This is a genomic window from Salegentibacter sp. (assembly GCF_041642575.1).
Classification (GTDB): Bacteria; Bacteroidota; Bacteroidia; order Flavobacteriales; family Flavobacteriaceae; genus Salegentibacter.
In genome coordinates, this window is sequence record NZ_JBEPWD010000162.1 from 1 (window position 1) to 2,957 (window position 2,957).

Below are 2,957 nucleotides of genomic sequence, written 5' to 3' on the forward strand. Positions count from 1 at the left end.
CCTATTCACAGTTATTTTTTAATTCTAAAGCTTGTGCGATATCGCTCCAGGAGATCGCAGTAACACTGCCATCATCGTGAACCGGAAAAAATGCACCATTCTCAAAATCACCATAAGACTTCTGAGTAAGTGCAACTCCATCAGTGTTAGTGGTAATTTCTCCTCCAAAAGTCCCTACATGTGCTAAGGTTTTTCGGTCAAAAACCTCAAATTTATTGTAATCATCACTTTGGTCAGTGGTTATGTAATAGCCAGAGGTATCTGCTTTACACTCAAAAAGCGCAATGCCTTCCGGTTCACTGTCAAAATATTTATTTGAAATAATTTCCCCGGTAAATTCACCCTCAGGGGAGTAAATTTTAATATTTCTTTGTTCGCTGTATTCATCGGCAATAAGCAAACGTTCCATTTCCTCATCAATTAAAATAGATTCTACCTTGTGTAGAATCCCCTCTCCTTCAGTATCACCAAAAGCTTTTTTATGCTCCCCGACAACCTTGTCGTTTTCAATTTTAAAGCTGAAATAGTGAACACGCTGCCCCAATTCTTCAACTGGTGGTACTTGCTCATCAGGCGTTTCATAATTGTCGGTTACATAAGCATTAAAGGTATTCTCACCCGTTTTGGAAACGCTAATTCCGTAAGGTTTTTGTAATAACTCATCGCCAAAGAAGCCCAGAGGCTGAAAGCTGGGAAGCTGAAAAACCTGAACACGCCGATTATCTCGTTCTACAATAAGTAAAAAATCATCAATAACAGTAATCCCATTGGGACGGCTAAATGCGCCTTCTCCATCGCCGGATTCTCCAAAACGCTCAATGAACGAACCATCTTCGGCATTGTAAACTATAATCGCATTTCCTTCTTTTGCCGTAGCCAGCAGCCAGTTTTGACCATCTTTACCGTGCCAAATTGCCGGGCTGTCTACATTATCGCCTAAATCACGGTCGGTATGGAAAGCTTCTTTTAAAACAGCCTTTCCCTTTTGATTATCACTCGAACTATTTTCCTCGGAAGTTATCTTTTCCGCACTGTCTTTTTTCTCCTCATTTTTACAGGAAATTAGAATGGTACTTGATAAGAAGAACAGAAATAATACTTTAAAAATTGATGTTGATATTTGAGTTTTCATAATAATTAAATATTTGTTTAGATTTTTAACGTCTTCCTGAACTTGATTCAGCATCGGGTTACGTTGATTTTAATTTATTTAGTTTATACTTCAAGGTTTTAATGAACCTTGAAGATTTCTGAAACCAGATTATTTATTAATTTCAGTGTTATAAATAACTTCGCCTTTCCAATTGATGATTTGAACCAGCATTTTGTTTTCCAGCAAGGAAACCGCCATAAAACCCGATTCAGCATTTGAAAATTTAGTGAAAGGTAAAGTTCCCGTAGGTCGGGTTTCTGCACCGGCGCCCGAAACAAAATGATGGGTATTTACATTTTCCGGTTTTTGGTGCTGCAAATCGTGTTCGTGTCCAGCAAAGTAGGCGTCCACCTTATATTTTTCTATTAAAGTTTCCAGATGGTTCCGCACAAAAGGAATGTCTTCTTTTCGCTTTCCGGAAGTATAAAATGGATGATGGCCTATTATAATATTCCATTGGGCGGTAGATTCTTCCAGGGTTTTCTCCAGCCACTTTTTTTGTTGAAGACTATCTTGCTCGGTCACGTTCTTATACTTTTCACGCTCATAATATTCATCTTCAAAAGGCGAAGTGTCTAAAAAGATAAATCGGGCGGTAGCCTCAGAATCCTCCAATTCCATATCTTTATAATAATAGCGGTCTGGCATTTTCCAGCGCTGGCTTATTTCTGCATAATCTATAATGGCTTGAGAATTTCCAAGATATTCATGGTTTCCTAAAGTAATATACCACGGACAAAACAAATTGAAGCCTTCATAGATATCTTCAAAACTGCTTTTAAAGAACGGGTCCAGAACACTTGCCACGCCATCGGGATAAAAATTATCGCCGGTGGAAATTATAAATTCAGGCTCCAACACAAATCCAGTTTGGTGCATCATATCGGCAACCTCTTTTTGATGGAAATAACCGTTTTTACCCCAATCGCCAATCACGAAAAAGTGTAAGCCGTTTTCTACCTCTACCAATTTTTCCAGGCCGGAAGTTTGGTTTTCATTTACATAGGTTTTTTTCCTTTCCTGCGCGTTTCCCTGAAAAACAAACAGGCTGAAAATGCTTAATACAGCTATGGAATACAATTTATTTTTCATCCTACAAATCGTATTTAATTCCAAAATTCACCCAAAAGGAATAGAATTCCTGTTGCTCCGGTCGGGCAGTCACCCCGTTGTAATAACGAAGTGGCGCGTTGGTAAGATTCATACCTTCGGCAAAAACGCTTAAGTTTTTGGTGATTTGCTGGCTGGCAGAAATATCAACCTGTAGCCTTTCATCATAGTAACGGTCATTTCCACTATCGTCCCGAAGCTCGTCTACAAATGCCCCTGCATAATTTGCGGAGATACGCCCGTTAAAACCACCTTTTTGGTAGGAAAGTGCGGCATTTCCAGAACTTTTACTTTGTCCAGGTAAAGTTACAGTTCGGGTTTCTTCAGAAGTTTCACCCAACACTTCAGCTTCAGACCAGGTATAGGTATAATTGGCAAATATTCCGAAGTTTTTGGCAAAGCCGGGAAGAAAATCCAGTTGCTGTTGCCAGTTAATTTCAAAACCCGCCAAAAGGGCATTGTTACCATTCACCGGTTGTTCCGCTTCAAAACCTTCAAATTCAGGATCTTCAAAAATGTACAATCTTTTATACCTAAAATCCTTAATATCTTTTAGAAAAGCACCCCCTGAAATTATACCTAAAGAAGGTAGATAATGCTCTGCCATGATATCAAAATTCATCGATCGGGTAGGATCTAAATCAGGATTTCCGAATTCAATTTCATCATCTTCACGATTTACAATTCGATAAGG

General features: G+C 38.9%; 3 protein-coding genes. All 3 read right to left on the minus strand.

The window, feature by feature from the left end:
* Window position 1: 1 nt before the first annotated feature.
* Window positions 2–1,132: a hypothetical protein gene (locus ACESK1_RS12815; protein ID WP_372920571.1), complete on the minus strand. Its 1,131-nt coding sequence runs from the start codon at window positions 1,130–1,132 to the stop codon at window positions 2–4.
* Window positions 1,133–1,261: 129 nt separating this feature from the next.
* The gene (locus ACESK1_RS12820; protein ID WP_372920572.1) at window positions 1,262–2,245 is read right to left on the minus strand and encodes a metallophosphoesterase; all 984 of its coding nucleotides are present in this window, start codon (window positions 2,243–2,245) and stop codon (window positions 1,262–1,264) included.
* A 1-nt stretch (window position 2,246) separates the two neighbouring features.
* A partial coding sequence (locus tag ACESK1_RS12825; RefSeq protein WP_372920573.1) for a TonB-dependent receptor domain-containing protein occupies window positions 2,247–2,957 on the minus strand: 711 nt, incomplete at its 5' end.